Genomic DNA, 18,176 nt, shown 5'->3' with positions numbered 1-18,176 from the left:
ACGCAGCGACAAGTGTTAAAAAAAACGAACAGTGCAGAACAGAAAATAATAAGATCAGAATTCCAATAAGCAAAGGTGATGCATGAGTACCGCATTCCGGCCGCAGTCAGGCCCGGTTCCCCTGGTCGGTGTCGTTGCAGACAGCAAGATGGTCGACCCGCACCGCTTTCATATGGCGGGGGAGAAGTATCTTACGGGTGTCGTTAATGGCGCAGACGCCCTTCCCGTGATTATTCCCTCATTGCCCGAACCGCTGGCGGTTGCACCACTGCTCGACAAGCTCGACGGCCTGCTCTTCACCGGTGGCTACTCCAATGTTGAGCCTCACCACTATGAAGGCGAACCCAGTAAGCCAGGTACACTCCACGACGCACTCCGAGATCACACCACCCTGCCGCTGCTCCGTGCCGCGGTTGATGCGGGCGTACCCTTGCTGGGCATCTGCCGTGGATTCCAGGAAATGAACGTTGCCTGGGGCGGCACTCTGCATCAGGAACTGCACGAGACCGGTCTGTTCATGGATCACCGGGAAAACAAGGATGACCCGCTGAAGCAACAGTACAGCCCCGCACATGACGTCACCATTGAGCCCGGTGGCCTGTTGGCAGAACTCGTGGGCGAAGGGTCACAACAGGTGAACTCGTTACACACCCAGGGCATTGATCGACTGGGCATTGGGCTGCAGGTCGAAGCGAGAGCACCAGACGGCCTGATCGAAGCGATTTCTGTTCCTGACAGCAAAGCCTTTACCCTGGCCGTGCAGTGGCACCCGGAATGGAAAGTGAACGAATCCCCTTTCTATCTGTCTATATTCCAGGCCTTTGGCAAGGCATGCGCCGCACGGGCCGCCGGCCGGCCATCCTGATTCCGGACAGTACCACAACGGATTTAGACACGTTAAAAACACAGGCAACAAAGCAATGAAAAAATTAAGCGCCTGGCTTAAAGAAAACAAGATCACGGAAGTGGAATGCATCATTACCGATTTCACCGGGATTGCCCGGGGCAAAATCATGCCCTGCAACAAGTTCATTGATGAAAAAGGCATCCGGTTGCCGGAAAGCATCCTGATACAAAGCGTCACCGGCGACTATGTCGATGATGACGTCTATGACGATCTGATTGACCCGGCCGAGATCGATATGATTCTCAAGCCGGATGAAAGCGCGGTATTCATGGTGCCCTTCGCCCTTGAACCCACCGCCATGATCATTCACGACTGCTACGACAAGCAGGGCAATCCCATCAGCATGTCCCCCCGCAATGTGCTGAAGAAAGTGCTCTCACTCTACGAAGCGAAAGGCTGGAAACCCGTCGTCGCACCAGAGCTGGAGTTTTACCTCACCAAGCGCAGTGCAGACCCGGACTTTCCGCTGGAGCCGCCCGTCGGTCGCTCCGGTCGACAGGAATCTGGACGACAGTCGTACAGTATTGATGCTGCCAATGAATACGATCCGATGTTTGAGGATGTCTATGACTGGTGTGAACAACAGGACCTAGATATCGATACCCTGATTCACGAAGAAGGCACCGCCCAGATGGAGATTAACTTCCGTCACGGTGATGCGCTCTCCCTGGCAGACCAGGTCTTCGTCTTCAAACGTACAGTGCGCGAAGCCGCCCTGAAACATAATATGACCGCCACCTTCATGGCCAAGCCCATTGGCGATGAACCAGGCAGCTCCATGCACGTTCACCAGAGTATTCTGGATACGAAGACCGGCAAGAATATCTTCAGCAATGATGACGGTACGCAGACCGACAGATTCCTGCACTTCATCGGCGGGCAGCAGAAGCATATTGCCGCCTGCATGCCGCTGTTTGCGCCGAATGTAAACTCTTACCGTCGTTTTCTGCCGGGAACTTCTGCCCCGGTCAATGTGGCATGGGGTATTGATAACCGTACCGTGAGCCTGCGCGTACCGGATTCCTCCCCCAGTGCACGCCGCGTTGAAAACCGTCTGGCTGGTGCTGATGCCAATCCTTATCTGGCTTTTGCGGCCACCCTGTTATGTGGCTATCTTGGCATGGTCGAACGCGTCAATCCCGGTAAGCCGGTTCATGGGAGTGCCTATGAAGAATCCACGGCGGCAAGCCTGCCCCTGAACCTGGAAGCGGCCCTGGAATGCATGGAAAACAGTGAGGAGCTGAAAGAAATCCTGAGCCCGCTGTTTGTCCAGGCCTACGTTGAGGTCAAGCGAGCCGAGTATCAGAACTTCAAGCGCGTGATCAGCTCCTGGGAACGCAAGTACCTGCAAATGACCGTCTAAATAAACCCAGTTGTTGTGATCTGCCGGCCTCAGGCCGGCAGCTGCTTTCGGAGAATAATAATGAACGACATGACTTTGCCCCTTGATACTGCACAGCTACAGGCACTGGATCGCAAACACCATCTGCATCCGTTCAGCGACAACAAGGCGTTAGGACTGGAAGGCGCACGCGTCATTACCCGCGCAGAAGGCGTTTACCTGGAAGACAGTGATGGCAACCGTATCCTCGACGGTATGGCCGGCCTCTGGTGTGTGAACATTGGCTATGGCCGTAAGGAACTGGCAGACGTCGCCTATCGTCAGATGCAGGAATTGCCTTACTACAACAGTTTCTTCAAGACATCCCATCCGCCCGCCATTGCATTGGCAGAAAAGCTGGTAGAAGTCACACCGGATCACATGAACCATGTGTTTTTCACCAGTTCCGGCTCTGAATCAAACGACACCGTACTTAGAATGGTGCGTCGCTACTGGGACCTGAAAGGTAAGCCCGGTAAGAAAACCATCATAAGCCGTCAAAATGCCTATCACGGCTCCACCGTTGCTGGCGCCAGCCTCGGTGGAATGAAGCCCATGCATGCCCATGGAGATCTGCCGATTCCGGGCATTGTGCATATTCAGCAGCCCTACTGGTTTGGCGAAGGTGGTGAGCAGTCCCCGGAAGAGTTCGGCCTTCAAGCCGCCAAAGCCCTGGAAGAAAAAATCCTGGAGTTAGGTGAAGACAAGGTCGCAGCCTTTATTGCCGAGCCAATACAAGGCGCTGGTGGTGTGATTGTACCGCCATCTACTTACTGGCCTGCAGTGAAAGAGATTCTGGCCCGTTACGACATTCTGCTGATCGCCGATGAAGTTATCTGTGGTTTTGGCCGTACCGGTGAATGGTTCGGCAGCCAGTACTATGATCTGAAGCCTGACCTGATGCCGATCGCCAAAGGACTCTCTTCCGGTTACCTGCCCATTGGTGGCGTAATGGTTGGTGACAGAGTCGCAGATGTGTTGCTTGAGAAAGGCGGTGATTTCAATCACGGCTACACCTATTCCGGCCACCCCGTCGCAGCCGCCGTTGCCTTGGAAAACATCCGTATCCTGCAGGATGAAAACATTGTCGAAACCGTGAAGGCTGAAACTGCCCCCTATCTGCAAAAGCGTTGGCTGGAACTCGCGGATCATCCACTTGTGGGAGAAGCCCGCGGTGTTGGCATGGTTGGTGCTATTGAACTGGTCGCAGACAAGGCAGCACGAACGCGCTTTGATGATCAGGGGACAACTGGCACACTGTGTCGCGATTTCTGCTTCAGGAACGGTCTGGTCATGCGCGCAGTAGGCGACACTATGATTATTTCACCGCCACTGGTGATCAATCATGCAGAAATCGATGAACTGATCGAAAAAGCAGTACGCTGCCTTGACCTGACCTTCGAAGCGGTCAGGAAAAGTTAAGGTGGTTACGGGGCACCAGCCCCGTGTGCCCCAGCATCATAAAACAAGCCATAACAACAACGAGAAAACAGGGGAAAGGAATGTTCAAAAAAACAGGCAAGTTCCTGGCGTCTACCGCCGCGATCTGTGCGTTGGCCTCACCGCTGACCATGGCCGCGGAAAAAGTGCTGAACGTTTACAACTGGTCCGACTATATCGCTGAAGACACCATCGCCAAGTTTGAAGAACAAACCGGCATCAAGGTGGTGTATGACGTGTTTGACAGCAACGAGGTACTGGAAGCCAAACTGCTGTCTGGTAAGACCGGCTTCGATATCGTTGTACCTTCCGCGTCGTTTATGGCCCGTCAGATTGAAGCGGGCGTCTTCGCACCGCTGGATAAGGAAAAACTGTCCAACTGGAAGAACCTGGACGGCAACCTTATGGCATTGCTGGAAACCTACGACAAAGGCAATGCACATTCTTTCCCTTATCTCTGGGGTACAACAGGTATCGGTTATAACCCCGGGCTGGTTGCCAAATACCTGGGTGAAGATGCACCGGTCAAAAGCTGGGACCTGATCTTCAAGGAAGAAAATATCAGCAAGCTGAACCAGTGTGGCGTCGCACTGCTGGATGCACCGACCGAAGTCATTCCTGCTGCGCTGAAATACCTGGGCCTGAATCCAAACTCCACAGACAAGAGTGACTACAAGCAGGCTGAAGCACTGCTGAAAAAAATCCGTCCGCATATCACCTATTTCCATTCCTCCAAGTTCATCACTGATCTGGCCAATGGCGATATCTGTGTCGCAGTCGGCTGGTCCGGCGATATCCTGCAGGCAGCAGACCGTGCCGATGAAGCCGATAACGGTGTTGCTGTTGAATACGTGATTCCCAAGGAAGGTGCAGGCATGTGGTTCGATATGCTGGCCATTCCGAAAGATGCTGAGAACGTTGATGAAGCCTATGCCTTCCTGGACTACCTGCTTGAGCCTGAGGTCATGGCTGAGATCCAGAACTACGTCTCCTACGCCAGCGGCAACAAGGCGGCACTGGCGATGGTAGACGAGGAAATCACCTCCAACCCCGGCATCTATCCAACCAGGGAAGCTGAAAAGAACCTGTATGTGTTCGAGGTGCTGCCTCCCAGGATTGATCGTCTGGTGACCCGGACTTTCACCAAGCTGAAGACCAACAAGTAAGCGATTGAAACCGTGACAGCCTGCAATGCTCCCCGTCATTGCAGGCTGCAAGGCGCAAGAGAATTCATACAACATCCTGCACGTAATTAACGACTAACAATAAGAAGGGCGGGCTATGGCTGTCACCAGAAGTTCGGAACGGCAAATGACCGGCACAGGCTCCGGCATCGCACCAGGGAAAAAAGACGTCATTCTGCGTATTGATAGTGTCTCCAAGCGGTTTGACACAACACTGGCCGTCGACAGTGTTTCTCTGGATATTCATAAAGGTGAGATCTTTGCCCTGCTGGGTGGTTCCGGCTCAGGCAAATCGACCCTGCTGCGTATGCTCGCCGGTTTTGAAAAGCCCACCTCCGGACGCATTCTTCTGGAAGACCAGGACATCACTTCCCTGCCCCCCTACGAACGCCCGATCAATATGATGTTTCAGTCGTATGCCCTTTTCCCCCATATGAGCGTGGAAAAGAACATTGCATTTGGCCTGAAACAGGACGGTTTACCCAAGGCAGAAATCGCTGACCGTGTCGCCGAAATGCTCCGGCTGGTTCACATGAGCCAATATGCACGACGCAAGCCGCATCAACTGTCCGGTGGACAACGCCAGCGCGTTGCCCTGGCACGCAGCCTCGCAAAGCGTCCGAAGATGTTGCTGCTGGATGAACCCATGGGCGCACTGGATAAAAAACTGCGTACCGAAATGCAGCTGGAAGTGGTCGACATTCTGGAAAATGTCGGCGTGACCTGCATGCTGGTCACCCATGACCAAGAAGAAGCCATGACCATGGCGAACCGTATCGGGATTATGGACAGCGGCTGGATCGTACAGACCGGCGCCCCGAAAGATATCTATGAAACTCCCAACAGTCGCATGACCGCCGAATTCATCGGTTCCGTGAATATGTTTGAAGGTCAGATTGTTGAGGATGAAGCGGATCATGTTGTTATTCAATCCCATCTGCTGGATACACCGGTATTCGTGAACCACGGTATTACCTCCGCAGCGGAAGACCCCAATGTCTGGGTCGCGATTCGCCCGGAGAAAACCACCATCTCCACAGATAAACCGGCCCGCGATCACAATTGGTCATCCGGCGTCGTTTATGACATCGCCTACCTGGGTGGCCACTCGGTGTATTACATCAAGCTGCCTTCCGGAAAAGTGGTGCAATCCACCCATGTGAACACACATCGCCATTCCGAACAGCCCACCTGGGACGATCCGGTATTTGTCAGCTGGGAACCGGCCAGTGCCGTAGTTCTGAATGCCTAGGGAGGGGCTTATGAAAGCGATGCAAGCGCTTGCCGCGCCCCTGCAGGGCGCCTTCGGTCGACGACTGGTGATCAGTATTCCCTATTTCTGGTTATTACTGTTCTTCCTGATACCTTTTGCCATTGTCCTGAAAATCAGTTTTGCGTCAGCCCAGATTGCGATCCCCCCTTATTCAGACATTGTCGAATATACCGATGAGACGCTGACGTTTGTCCTGAATATTGGCAACTACCTGTTGCTGCTGGATGACGAACTCTATGTTGCCGCGTACCTGGACTCCATCATCATCGCGTTTAATTCCACGGTACTCTGTCTGCTGATTGGCTACCCCATGGCCTATGCCATGGCCCGGGCTCCCCAGCATATGCAGGCGACGCTGCTGCTCTTGATCCTGCTGCCTTCCTGGACCTCATTCCTGATTCGAATCTATGCCTGGATTGGTCTGCTCAAGAATAATGGCCTGATCAACAATGCACTCATGAGCCTGGGTCTGATCAACGATCCTCTGCCCATGCTCAACACGAACTTTGCCGTTTATATCGGTATCGTTTATGCCTATCTGCCGTTCATGATCCTGCCGCTGTACGCCAACCTGATCAAACATGATCCCTCACTGCTTGAAGCTGCGACCGACCTGGGCGCCAAGCCCTGGAAAGCGTTCCTAAAAGTGACTCTGCCACTATCAAAAGCCGGCATTATTGCGGGTTCGATGCTGGTCTTTATTCCTGCGGTCGGTGAGTTTGTGATTCCCGAGCTGCTCGGCGGCCCTGATACCCTGATGATTGGCCGTGTTCTGTGGCAGGAGTTCTTCAACAACCGCGACTGGCCTGTGGCCGCAGCCCTCGCCATGGTCATGCTGGCACTGCTGCTGATACCGATCGCGCTGTTCAATCATTATCAGTCCCGGGAGTTGGAGGCTGAACATGAGAAATAATAAAAAACTGTCGTTTACATCACTGATGTTCATTGCAGGCCTGATGTTTCTCTATGTGCCGATGATCATCCTGGTGATCTACTCCTTCAATGAATCCCGCCTGGTGACTGTCTGGGCCGGATTCTCCACCAAGTGGTATGGTGTGCTGCTGGAAAATGACCAGATACTCGGCGCCATCTGGATGAGTCTGAAGGTCGCCTTTTACACGTCATGCATGGCAGTTGTGCTGGGGACAATGGCTGCCTTTGTCATGCTGCGCTATCGCCGTTTCCCCGGCAAAACGGCGTTTTCCAGCATGATTACCGCACCACTGGTTATGCCGGATGTGATTACCGGTCTGTCGCTGCTGCTGTTGTTTGTGGCACTTGCCCAGCTGGTTGGCTGGCCGGCAGAACGGGGACTATTGACCATCTGGATTGCCCATGTCACTTTCAGTACCGCTTATGCGGCCGTTGTCGTTTCTTCACGACTCAAGGAAACGGATATTTCCGTGGAAGAAGCGGCCATGGATCTGGGCGCCCGCCCCATGAAAACCTTCTTCCTGATCACCCTGCCCGGTATCGCGCCGGCACTGGCCGCAGCATGGCTGTTGTCGTTTACGCTCTCGCTGGATGACCTCGTCATTGCCAGCTTTGTCTCCGGTCCGGGTTCCACCACTCTGCCCATGGTTGTCTTTTCTTCCGTCAGAATGGGGGTAAGTCCGCAGATTAATGCGCTGGCTTCGCTTATCATACTCGCCGTTTCCCTCGCAGCGTTTATCGCCTGGTGGGTGATGCGCCGTGCCGAGAAACGTCGATTACAACAACTGGCTGCCGACATGGAAGAACTGGCGCCCTACAAAAAATCGGGTTCAGAGTTTGCTGCACGGAAAACGGTGCGCTCTGTTGTCGTTTCTGCCGACAAGGAGGCTGAGGCAGAGCCTGCCTGACCCATGCTGTAAAGGGAGCCCTATGAAAAGAACAATCATTGCATGCATGGGGATTATGCTGTCCGCACTGGCTGGCATGGCTAACGCGTGTGGGATCAAGGTTTCTTCAGCGACCTTCGCGGCAGCGGACTTTACCGGGATGTTCTGAAGGCTGTGTATTAACCGGAAGGCATACGACTCCGCTTGAAGAACATGCCCTCGGTTTTGCCTTAAAAGTTTGCAGGTGTCGTACAACTGATCAGACGGCAGGCGACATCAAACGGATTGTGGAAACGGTGAGGCTGGGTACTGTCAAAGTAATAACCGTCACCGGTTTCCAGAATATACACCTGATCCGCAACGGTAAGTTCCAGCCGGCCTTCAACCACAATGCCAGCCTCTTCACCTTCATGTTTGAGCATTTCCACACCCGTGTCTGCACCGGGTGGATAAACTTCATTCATAAAGGCCATATCCCGCTTTTCCCGGGTTTTTCCCACCACCTTTATGGACACCTCTCCCATTCCGATGTCCAGCATGTCATCGGCACGGTAGACCACCGGCTCAACCACGGATTCATCGACATCCATGGAGAAAAATTCCACCAGCGACATGGGAATACCGCTCAGCACTTTCTTGAGCGAACTGACAGATGGACTGACACTGTTCTTCTCAATCATGGAGATCGTGCTGTTCGTCACTCCGGACCGTTTGGCAAGCTCCCGCTGGGAAAGATTGTGCAGCTTGCGTACCGCTTTCAGGCGTAATCCGACATCCAATGCGTACGTCTCCCTGGAACCACTCTGTAAAACATTCGTTAACAAAGTGTTCAGTATATCTGACATGGTTAAGCGATGTCTTGGCTGAAAGACAGCAAAAAAACGCCTGAATCGCCAGTTAAAAGGAACAATGCACCTATCCACAGGTCAATCTTACAAAGCCTGTCTATAACCAGTGACACCTGACTCAATGCTGGATAATGGATGTGTTGAATAAACCGAATACACGCACCCGGGATTTACTTGCGACGCTGGGCGGGAATTTCGTCGAGCTCTATGACTTCACCGTTTATGGCTATTTCGCACCAGTGATTGCCCGACAGTTTTTTCCGGACAATAACGCGACAGTCGGCCTTGCCGCGACGTTTCTTACATTTGCCCTTGGTTTTCTGATCCGTCCTTTAGGCGCCATCCTGCTTGGACATATTGGCGACCAGTATGGGCGACGGCAGGCGTTACTCCTCAGCCTGTGGATAATGGCGGCAGCCACACTGTGTATGGCGCTCCTGCCAACTTATACACAGCTTGGCTGGTATGCCCCTGCCGGGTTGATTCTTTTACGCATGCTTCAGGGACTGTCGATGAGCGGTGAGGTCAGCGGCACATTAGTCATGCTGGGGGAAAGCGCCAAAGAGAACCGTAAAGGGCTTTATGCCAGCCTCGTGCATGTCAGTGGGCTGACCGGCATTTTGGCGGGATCTGTCATCGCCATGGTTATCCACATCGTATTACCCGACGTAATGATTGAAGTCTACGGCTGGCGACTGGCATTTTTGATGGGTGCGACAGGCTGTATCGTCGTGGCGATGCTTCGTTATTACCTCCCTCCCAGTACACACAACAAACCCGAAAGACTTCCGATTCGCCTGGTCATGGAGCAGTTCAAGATGCCCATGATACGCGTGATGGCGATCAACCTGCTCAATGGGGTCTGTTTTTTTCTGATATTCATCTATATCAATGTGCATTGGTCAGAACATTTAGCCCTTGATCGATCGCTATCGCTAACCATTAACTCAGCCAATATGTTGCTCATGGTTCTGTTGATCCCCTTGTTTGGGCGTCTTGCTGATCAATACCCTGCAATACAGCTTCTCTGGCGATTTGCAACGACCGGGCTTCTCCTGTATCTCCCTCTTTACTGGCTCATTAACAGCCAGATTCTCTGGCACGTGATGCTGGCACAAACTGCATTTTCCATTCTATTGGCGGGCTTTTATGGCAGCAGTGCCATTGTGTGCTTTCGCCTGCTGCCCGAACCTGTCCGCATGACAGGGTTGGCATTGGGTTACAATCTGGCCCAGGGGGTGTTTGGGAGCCTGACACCTGTCATTGCCCTTTGGCTGGTTACAACCACGCATAGGCCAACAGCACCAGTGGTCTGGTTAATAGTCACAACCACGATAGCCCTTGCTCTTATAAAAAGCCTGATCAACCAGAACCCTCCTGACTGATTTCCCAATACCCCAAAAAGGACTCTGTATATCTGTGCACTTTGATTAGTTATCAACTATAAATATTTTGCAATTGAATCAGACACAGTCTGATGATAAACAGGCCATACTATTTAAGTTTTTTGACAGGCAGTGATTGCCAACAAACAGGTTCACAGAGCCAGTGCTCGTGAACATTATGAGTTTCCCATGCAATTAACCATTGACCGAATCAAGAGAAATGAAGTTAACTACCAAACGTTTTATGAAAACTATTTAAAACCAGAAAAACCTGTCATTCTCTATGGGGAAAACCAATACCATCAGTCGCTATTGGATCCTGAATTTATTAAAGCCCATTACCAGGTAGAAAAATACCGCCAGGAAGGCTGGTTTGATTCTCCTTTGAAAAGGAATGACCCCTATATAACAACACCACCATTCATTGAGCAAACGCTGCTTCGCCCAGACAGCTCCATCAAACACTGCCCAATGAGAGTTTTTATGCAGCCAGAAGGCCACAAAACACTGGCCCACTTTGACGGTAACAGCGTATCGGGATTCAACTGGCAGATTGCAGGTAAAAAGCGTTGGATACTTATTTCGCCCAATACACCATTGCCCTGCGCGCCTTTCAACTTCTTTGCCCTGGTTCCTTGTTCTTTTAAGGTCAACCCTGAACATCATGATTTCTACGACGTCATTACACAACCTGGCGACATTCTTTATGTTCCCCGTTACTGGTTTCATGAAGTTTATAGCCTTAAAAACATAAACATTAATATTAACTGGGTTTATACTCCCACAATGCCAAACAGAAACTCCATCATTGGCCGTAGAGAATGTGAATTATTAAAATTACGCAATATATTTCAACCTATAAATCGTTTTATTCTCGATAAATTTGACGAGTATGGCGGTAATGGAGTAACGATCATTAATAATTATACAAAGGATATTCATACAAAAAGGGTAATTCTCCGTTTCTTCAAGGAAATAGCCAGATTACCAAAATTGATTCTTTTAGGTAATGACCTGAAGCTCAGTGCACGACTATTCTCACAGAACAACTTTAATATTCACTAACCTTGTCATTAATCTAAAGAATCATCACTATGGTCGTTGTGGTTAGAGGCTGATGAATCCACGTAATACAAAAAAACGACATGTTGCCATTATTGGTGCAGGGTATGCCGGACTGATCACTGCGCATGCGCTGAGAGAAAAAGGCATCCATGTCTGCGTTTTTGAAAAACAATCCGGTCCTGGTGGTTTATGGCGTTATGCAGAGTATGACCATAAGCCTCCCGATATCCGTCAGAATACCGAACTATTAAGCAGTGCTATTTATCCGGAACTGCGCACTAACCTGCCGGTTGAATTAATGACTCCACCCAATCTGCCCGATTTCTTTGCAGATAAGGCCCTATACACTCAATTCCCAAGTCATACTGCCGTCTATCAGTACCTTGAACGATACGCCAACCATCAATCACTAAACGACTGTATTCACTACAACCAGGAAGTTCTCCATATAAAACCCGAGAAGCGATACTCATTGCCTTCGAAACACAACCGACTGACACTCGTTGTTCGAGACCTCGCAGCCCGCCATCTATCGTGCGATCAATATGATGCTGTCGTCGTATGCAATGGTCACTTCCACAAACCTTATACACCTGCAATACCCGGCTTATCGGCTTACCGTGGATACCTGACCCATAGTCTCTATTATCGAAACCCTCGCTATTACCATGGTCAGAATGTCATCGTTGCAGGTGCGGGGGGTTCCGCTGAGGATATCTGTAAGGCCTTGAGTTCTGAGGCCCGGCGTGTCTACCAGTGTCGGCGTCCCAATGACAATAGCGTTTCCCCATTACGTACAGGACGTTATGGAAGCCACAACAACATTAGCCAGCACAACCCCATTGAGCGCTGTGAGAGTCGAACCATCAGACTGTGTGATGGTGAGATCCTGAAGGATATTGACAGCATTATTCTCTGCACGGGCTACCAATATCATTTCCCTTTTATCAGTGGCGCGCTCGCCAGCCTCATTAAAAACAGCGGACGCGATGTAAGGCCGCTGTATATGGATATTTTTTGTCCTCTCTTGCCGGAACTGGTCTTCATTGGGCTGCCAAACAAGGGCCCTTCCTGCCACCTCATGTTTTATCAGGCACGTTATGTCGCGAGCATTTTGTCGGGTGAGACTAAGTTACCCTCAAGCCGACAAATGCTGGCAGCCTGCCAACATGCAATACACCCTTATCCGGAGAGCGTCATTGCATCGGGGCAGTTACTTTCTTACCAGGAACGTAATTTCACCATGATGCCGCTTCTCGCAAGACTGGCCGGTACCTATTCCGATATCAGCGCCCTGAAAGCCATGTACCATGCATTGGGTCAACACCGCCGCAACTTTCCCGACAACTACCGGGACATTCCCATGCCATCGGTCAAACCGCAGGTTTCACTGTAATTACCGCAAGGCGCAAAAAAATCACTTTTCGAGAGTTGACACTCAAAAACGTAATCTCTAATATGCGCCGCACTTGCTGAGGGGACGCACTCACAGCAAGGACTGGGTTTCGCCGAGGTGGTGGAATTGGTAGACACGCTGTCTTCAGGTGGCAGTGTCCTCAGGACGTGCGAGTTCGAGTCTCGCTCTCGGCACCAACAACCCAGAGTTCAAACGAAGCACACCGCTTCACAAATGGTGCCGCCCAGGTGGTGGAATTGGTAGACACGCTGTCTTCAGGTGGCAGTGTCCTCAGGACGTGCGAGTTCGAGTCTCGCCCTGGGCACCATTACTTCTCTATTCTTTCCCTGAAAAACATTTCCTTCCGGCAAAAGCCATTTTGTTCTGCTGCTTACATAAGCACACTGCAGCGCTATATTTAGCAACACACTCCAACTATCTTGCTATCCGGCATTCATCATCATGACACTGGCAACCTGGCTTGGCTTTCTCACCGCATGCATACTCGTCAGCATTTCCCCCGGCGCTGGCGCCATAAACACCATGAGCAGTGCCAGTCGCTACGGTCTGGTGAAAACCCTGCCTGCGATACTCGGATTACAAGTCGGGTTACTGATACACATTCTGATCATTTCGATTGGCCTTGGCGCCATACTGGCAGCCTCAGAACATGCCTTCAGTATTATCAAATGGGTGGGTGTCGCCTACCTGATATGGCTGGGCATACAAAAGTGGCGGGAGTCTCCGGAACCCACTCATATCAGCACCCAGTACTCTAGCTGGAAACTGAAACCCCAAATGCTCAAGGCGGTACTGGTCAACTTGACCAACCCTAAAGCCATTGTTTTTCTCGGCGCACTGCTTCCCCAGTTTATTGACCCCAACCAACCGGCAGCAACACAGATTTGTCTGTTGGCAATCACCATGATTACGGTCGATATGGTGGTAATGGTCGGCTTTGCACTGCTGGCCGGTCAGCTGAAAAGCTTTATCAGCACCCGCAAGCACTTGATTCTACAAAACCGATTTTTTGGCAGCCTTTTCATCGGCGCCGGCGGCCTGCTGGCCAGCTGGAAAGCCTGAGAGACTATTTTTTCTTCGAAAACATCGGCACTGTATTACTGACGCTGTCCGCGGACTTTTTCTTTTTCCAGGACAGCATCTGCCAGCAATGGGGAGAAGGCAGCACATACCCACCGCAGAAATCCACCAGAATCGACATCACCACATTATCCGGCATAACCTGCCTGGTTTTCACTTTGAGCTTCATCACGTCATCCTCCCTGCTGACATTCCCGCGACAGATACTGCTTTCAATGTTGGAACTTGCCTCAGCGACTGCTGAACAACTACGAGTACGCAGAATAAGGGAGCGTACTGACTGACGGTATGCCACCTTAGTCGCCACCGCAGAAAAAGCTTGTAAAAAAAGGGGTTTCTGTGCGTTATACCTTGGTCGGATTCAACTATGGTCGTAGAGGTTCAAACTCCAAAATCGCGTCCATGGCGTATAGCGGCGCAAATGCGAGAAATAGTGTTGACAAAAACCGGAGTCATCCATATTATTCGCTGCGTCTGGCCGGCTTAGCTCAGTTGGTAGAGCAACTGACTTGTAATCAGTAGGTCGAGGGTTCGACTCCTTCAGCCGGCACCATACAAAACAAAGGGTTAGTGATTAATAGTCACTAACCCTTTTTTGTTGCCTGCGATTTACTATAGGTTGCGCTAAGTACCCGGCCATAAATAACCTGATATTTTATCGCCTACAGCCCGCAGGGCACGAGCTAATACGCTGAGAAAACGTAGGTCTGGGTACTTACACGTTATTTCAATCACTGAAAAACATTTGGCAGTTGTTATAGAATAACTGGGGCTAATGCATCTCTCTATCTAGATGTAGTGGTTAACGGTCCACCAACAATAATAAAATATCGGGCTGCCCTCTCCTTTTTAGTGACACCTTTAATCCTGATCTAAATTCCCACTTACTCATCACACCCAAAGGCGAAATAGCCTGATCCTCTGTTAGCTTATTTGACCGCATAGTTACACTTATCAATTTGATTTTCGTGAACTTAAGTTTCTTTTTGTGAACCAACGTTATAAATTCATGGAGTATTCATTAATGAGAACTACACCGCACATTGAAAAAAAAAGTTCAGGCGCACATCAACCGTCCTCAGGCCAAAGTGCCAACACTGGAAATTTCAGGGGAAGAGTCGCAAAAAAAAGAACGAAAACTCGTAACACCGCAGGAGAATCAAAACAAAAGTCTTCAAAACAAAGACGCGTTACGCTGCACGCCACTTCAATACCTGAATCTGTACCCTCCATGGAGGATGTGATCAAAAGGGCTGAAAAGTGCGGAATTGACATTAAATTATTACATGCCTTTGAATACACAAAAGAAGGCGTCGGCAAGTACATTTCCAAGAAAACCTGGGAGAAAATTTGTCTATTCGACGCGTTTATAGATAAAAATCACCATTCAATTCCAACAGATACACACAAACATACGGCTGATATATTGCTCAAGCACGCCCCCGACACTCATAGCTGGCTAAGCGCGCTGTCAGCTAAAGAGAAAAAAAATACTACATTGTCGACAACCATGTATCCGGTTCTGTCTGCAGACTTTCTGGCTGTTCATTTTCTGGAGGATCAGGGTAAAAGCTTGCCAGAAAACTATTTTAACTGGCGTATTCTTAGCGCACAAAGCGGTTGTGAACAGAGTGATGAATCCGCCGTGTTGAGTCCTTCTACCCAAGAAGGAGAATCATTAGAACACTGGTATGATGACGTACTGAAGCAACGGAAAGAAAAATTTATAAAAGAGATTAAATTATTAAGCGAGTTTGCATTACATGAAAACACGGATTACAACGCGTTGCACCACGAAGTTATTAACTTCATCGATACATATCAAAAGGAGAGACGTGCACACATACTTAGCTTATATTCACTCTTACTCTCATTTTACAATTATAAAGAAAAAGTCAGGCAGTCAGGCTTGCTATCAGATGAAAGTGATAGCGATGAAACTGACAGCGACGACAACGATGAACCCATTGAAGCATCCTTTTCCTCTCAAGAGGATAATCAAGTAAAGCTATCACCTGGAGACTCATATGGAAATAAGCTGAAAAAAATAGCAAAAGAGATTCAAACAAAACAGCAATCTGTAAGAATGCATCTATCACCTGACAAACACGAAAAATATGATGTATCGTGTGACGAAGTAAATTCTTTTCTTACGCACTTTCAAATAAAACGAATCGCTTTAATAGAACAATTAAAAAACAAATTACGTTTAACCGAGACGAAATTTTATCACTACAAAACAATAATGGATGAACATGTTTCGTCCTGAAACACAATCAGGTCTATTCGTTCTTTATACCCATGAGGGGAATAAATCCGTTCACTAATCACACAAAGACGGTTCATCCGATAGCGTTCAAGTGTATTCCGGAGCAGGTTATAGTCTGCTGGCTTGAATGTACAGGGTTTAAGGCAGGTACCCCTGTCTATCACCTCATTACGCGGTGACAACAGGGTTCCTTTCTTTTTAAACTTCCGCACTGAGGATGTGAGAAATCCTTATTCAGAGTTACCGGAGTCATCATGTGAGGCTGCCTGGTTTGAACCCTGCCAAGCGTGATGAAGTTTGTCTATCTGGCCAGCGTTTTACCCAACAAAATCCGTGCAACCTGATCCAGTGCTGTAGAGACCAGTGAATCCACGTCATTCACCACGACATGATTGGGATAATATTCCTGAACACTGCTATCCACGATGCCGATTCCCAGGGTTTCAACACCATCCGCTTCTATTTCGCTGACCACTTGCTTGAGGTGTTCACCCAGATGGGGAGGCGCTTCCACCTTGCAGGCGCGGATATGCGGCGCACCGTCACTGAGCACCATCAATACTTTGCGAGGTTCTTGCCTGACTCTCAACCGATCATAGGCCAACAGCAGACTCTCACCATCACAATTACCGACATAGCACTTATAAGGAAGCTGATCGATAGCCGCCATGCTCGCACGACACTTATTCAGGTTATCGTGATAGCCCTTGAACTCCACCATATTAATGGGTTCATAGCGGGAATAATTCAGCTTGCCGCCGTAACTGAACTCATCGGGATGCTCTCGCTGGTATTGCCGAACCGCCACTTTCATCTCGTGGTTGCGATCGTCGTCCCGGTTCGTACAGAAACCGAGAATCTCATAACTGACGTCGGTCTTCTCAAGCGCTTCCGCCAGGGCAATCGTCGCCAGCATGGCCAGGTGCCCCTTGTTTCCCTTGACCATGGAAGTGCTCAGATCCACCAGCACACTGACCGCTGTGGCTATATCAGTGTCTTCACGACGAACCGTGAACACATCCTCTTCACCGTTATACGCATTCACTAATCGGCGATTATCCAGTCGTCCCTGCAGAGCCCCACCCGCCCAGCGGATATCCCGTTTCGCGGCCAGTGAACGCTCCAGTTTGCGCCGCAATGCGTTGATCTGGCCTGCGGTTTCACTCAAAACCTGTTGATATTGGTCCCGCAACTTGGGCTGGCGCAGTATTTCGCCAATATTGTCGCCACTGCGGCGATTGCTCCAGGTATCAAATTCTGTCGACCAGGCCCGGTAAATCGTTTTTTCCCCTTTCAGGTGCTCGCCAATCGCCGCTTTCAGGGCAACAGAGACATCACAGCTATGGCCTTGTTTTTTCCCCACCTCATCGGCCCGACGATCCAGTGCCGGATTATTTTCAGGGCTGTCTGGCGGATCATCTTCCCCGTATTCTTCGAAATGCACGATGGCATCGAAGATTTCATCCGCCAGCATCAATGCCGCTTCGGTCGATTCCAGTTGACCAATCCGCACGGCCCAACCTTCACACATCCGGTAATGATCATCTGTCATCTGTTGCTTGACGATTACCAGGAACTGATCAATTTCACGGTTATTATCAATACCATTTAACTTGCGCCCCATCGCCGTCAGCGTGGCGGGCAACCATTGATACCAGGGCGCCTGCTGGTCACTTGCCTCCACCTGTTCTTTCAGGGTTCGACAAACAGCACTGGCCACGGCGGAAAGGTTGCCGCTGGCGCCCTTGTAATCCTGCATAACCAGACGCTCTATACGCGGGTCTTCAATACTCGCGGCGATGTCACGCTTCAGTGGACATTTCGCCTTATTGGCCTGCTGGTTGTAACGGCGCAGTTGATCCAGATCCGAGTGGCGGAGTCGCCCGGTGGCATGGTCGATATAGCCGCGGCTGACAGCCCATTGGAATTCGTCCAGTTCCGCCGCCATATCCAGAGAAGGGTAAATGATCTTGTCGCCATCGACGCCGACCATATTGCCGCGAAAGACGATAGCGATTTTTTTTCGTCCGAAGGTTCTTGAGGTACCCCGGCACTCATGGACAAAGGCCTGGGCAGTGATCGAGCCGGCGCGCTTCACGGATTAGTC

General features: G+C 50.4%; 16 protein-coding genes and 3 tRNA genes. 16 read left to right on the top strand and 3 right to left on the bottom strand.

Going from position 1 to position 18,176, the window contains the following annotated elements; all coding sequences use genetic code 11:
* The first annotated feature begins 82 nt into the window (after positions 1-82).
* The 8 genes from AC27K1_RS07060 to AC27K1_RS07025 all read left to right on the top strand — a co-directional run bounded on the left by AC27K1_RS07060 (position 83) and on the right by AC27K1_RS07025 (position 8,174).
* Positions 83-865 (top strand): gamma-glutamyl-gamma-aminobutyrate hydrolase family protein, encoded by a 783-nt coding sequence (locus AC27K1_RS07060; protein ID WP_487149377.1) that lies wholly within the window; start codon positions 83-85, stop codon positions 863-865.
* A 55-nt stretch (positions 866-920) separates the two neighbouring features.
* A complete protein-coding gene (locus AC27K1_RS07055; RefSeq protein WP_395180054.1) occupies positions 921-2,270 on the top strand; it encodes a glutamine synthetase family protein in 1,350 nt (449 codons plus the stop codon).
* Between the two features lie 60 nt (positions 2,271-2,330).
* Positions 2,331-3,710 carry an aspartate aminotransferase family protein gene (locus AC27K1_RS07050; protein ID WP_487149375.1) on the top strand — a complete coding sequence of 460 codons (1,380 nt, stop codon included), beginning with the start codon at positions 2,331-2,333 and terminating at the stop codon, positions 3,708-3,710.
* Positions 3,711-3,790: 80 nt separating this feature from the next.
* Positions 3,791-4,894, top strand: a complete 1,104-nt coding sequence (locus tag AC27K1_RS07045) for a polyamine ABC transporter substrate-binding protein (RefSeq protein WP_487149373.1) — start codon at positions 3,791-3,793, stop codon at positions 4,892-4,894.
* 145 nt (positions 4,895-5,039) lie between these two features.
* The gene (potA, locus tag AC27K1_RS07040; RefSeq protein ID WP_487149424.1) at positions 5,040-6,164 is read left to right on the top strand and encodes a polyamine ABC transporter ATP-binding protein; all 1,125 of its coding nucleotides are present in this window, start codon (positions 5,040-5,042) and stop codon (positions 6,162-6,164) included.
* Positions 6,165-6,174: 10 nt separating this feature from the next.
* A complete protein-coding gene (locus AC27K1_RS07035; RefSeq protein WP_487149371.1) occupies positions 6,175-7,098 on the top strand; it encodes an ABC transporter permease subunit in 924 nt (307 codons plus the stop codon).
* A complete protein-coding gene (locus tag AC27K1_RS07030) occupies positions 7,088-8,026 on the top strand; it encodes an ABC transporter permease subunit (protein ID WP_487149369.1) in 939 nt (312 codons plus the stop codon). The genes AC27K1_RS07035 and AC27K1_RS07030 overlap by 11 nt, the downstream gene beginning before the upstream one ends.
* Positions 8,027-8,048: 22 nt before the next feature.
* Positions 8,049-8,174 (top strand): hypothetical protein, encoded by a 126-nt coding sequence (locus AC27K1_RS07025; RefSeq protein ID WP_487149368.1) that lies wholly within the window; start codon positions 8,049-8,051, stop codon positions 8,172-8,174.
* 61 nt (positions 8,175-8,235) lie between these two features.
* Here AC27K1_RS07025 and AC27K1_RS07020 read toward each other — a convergent pair whose 3' ends face one another.
* A complete protein-coding gene (locus AC27K1_RS07020; protein ID WP_487149367.1) occupies positions 8,236-8,850 on the bottom strand; it encodes a cupin domain-containing protein in 615 nt (204 codons plus the stop codon).
* A gap of 140 nt (positions 8,851-8,990) precedes the next feature.
* On the opposite strand from AC27K1_RS07020, the gene AC27K1_RS07015 reads away from it, so the two are divergent.
* The 6 genes from AC27K1_RS07015 (at position 8,991) to rhtB (ending at position 13,782) form a co-directional block, all read left to right on the top strand.
* Positions 8,991-10,238, top strand: a complete 1,248-nt coding sequence (locus tag AC27K1_RS07015; protein ID WP_487149365.1) for an MFS transporter — start codon at positions 8,991-8,993, stop codon at positions 10,236-10,238.
* Positions 10,239-10,427: 189 nt separating this feature from the next.
* Entirely contained in the window at positions 10,428-11,303 is an 876-nt protein-coding gene (locus tag AC27K1_RS07010) for a cupin-like domain-containing protein (RefSeq protein ID WP_487149364.1), read from the top strand.
* A 52-nt stretch (positions 11,304-11,355) separates the two neighbouring features.
* Positions 11,356-12,699: an FAD-dependent oxidoreductase gene (locus tag AC27K1_RS07005; RefSeq protein ID WP_487149362.1), complete on the top strand. Its 1,344-nt coding sequence runs from the start codon at positions 11,356-11,358 to the stop codon at positions 12,697-12,699.
* 111 nt (positions 12,700-12,810) lie between these two features.
* Positions 12,811-12,896, top strand: a tRNA-Leu gene (locus tag AC27K1_RS07000).
* Between the two features lie 45 nt (positions 12,897-12,941).
* Positions 12,942-13,027 (top strand) — tRNA-Leu (locus tag AC27K1_RS06995).
* A 134-nt stretch (positions 13,028-13,161) separates the two neighbouring features.
* Positions 13,162-13,782, top strand: a complete 621-nt coding sequence (gene rhtB, locus AC27K1_RS06990; RefSeq protein ID WP_487149360.1) for a homoserine/homoserine lactone efflux protein — start codon at positions 13,162-13,164, stop codon at positions 13,780-13,782.
* A 4-nt stretch (positions 13,783-13,786) separates the two neighbouring features.
* Here rhtB and AC27K1_RS06985 read toward each other — a convergent pair whose 3' ends face one another.
* Entirely contained in the window at positions 13,787-13,972 is a 186-nt protein-coding gene (locus AC27K1_RS06985; protein ID WP_487149358.1) for a hypothetical protein, read from the bottom strand.
* 305 nt (positions 13,973-14,277) lie between these two features.
* Here AC27K1_RS06985 and AC27K1_RS06980 point away from each other — a divergent pair.
* Both AC27K1_RS06980 and AC27K1_RS06975 read left to right on the top strand, forming a co-directional pair.
* Positions 14,278-14,353: transfer RNA gene (locus tag AC27K1_RS06980), tRNA-Thr, on the top strand.
* A 471-nt stretch (positions 14,354-14,824) separates the two neighbouring features.
* A complete protein-coding gene (locus AC27K1_RS06975; RefSeq protein WP_487149356.1) occupies positions 14,825-16,069 on the top strand; it encodes a hypothetical protein in 1,245 nt (414 codons plus the stop codon).
* A 301-nt stretch (positions 16,070-16,370) separates the two neighbouring features.
* Here the strand turns inward: AC27K1_RS06975 and AC27K1_RS06970 are convergent, their stop codons facing one another.
* On the bottom strand, positions 16,371-18,167 hold the full coding sequence (locus AC27K1_RS06970; RefSeq protein ID WP_487149355.1) for a cobaltochelatase CobT-related protein: 1,797 nt from the start codon (positions 18,165-18,167) through the stop codon (positions 16,371-16,373).
* Positions 18,168-18,176 lie beyond the last annotated feature (9 nt).

It is taken from the genome of Kistimonas ophiarachnellae (assembly GCF_057552235.1).
Note: the sequence above shows the minus strand (reverse complement) of the source record. Positions and strands in the feature narration are given on the sequence as shown.